The organism is Bacillus cereus (assembly GCF_002567495.1).
Lineage (GTDB): Bacteria > Bacillota > Bacilli > Bacillales > Bacillaceae_G > Bacillus_A > Bacillus_A cereus_AQ.
Map to the genome: position 1 here is coordinate 1 of NZ_NVAP01000131.1, position 470 is coordinate 470.

The window sequence follows — 470 nt, forward strand, 5'->3', positions numbered from 1 at the left end:
AGATAGTGTCTACACAAAGGTGTAACATCTGTTAAAATATAATCAAAAACATATTGGAGATGAATTAGCTATGAGTAATCCATATAACAGACATGATTTAACAGATGAGAATTGGAATAAGTTAGAGCCTTTCCTTACGGAATTACTCGGAAAATGGGGCGGTTGTAACGCCAACGATAATCGTCTATTTGTGAATGCCTGTTTATGGATGATACGTACGGGTTCTCCATGGCGTGATCTGCCGAGTGAGTATGGAAAATTTAACGCTGTACACCGTCGCTATAAGCGATGGTGCGATAAAGGGATTTGGGATAAACTCCTGACAAAGCTAATAGACGAACCAGATTATGAATGGGTAATGGTGGATGCTTCTCATTGTAAAGTTCATCCACACGCGGCAGGAGCCGTCGGTGGAAATCAAGACATGGGACGCACAAAAGGGGGCTAAACACAAAGATTCATCTGGTTGT

General features: G+C 41.5%; 1 pseudogene. It reads left to right on the top strand.

What is annotated here, in order from left to right:
• Positions 1-70: 70 nt before the first annotated feature.
• A pseudogene (locus COK05_RS30805) lies at positions 71-470 on the top strand (IS5 family transposase); the annotation flags it as partial.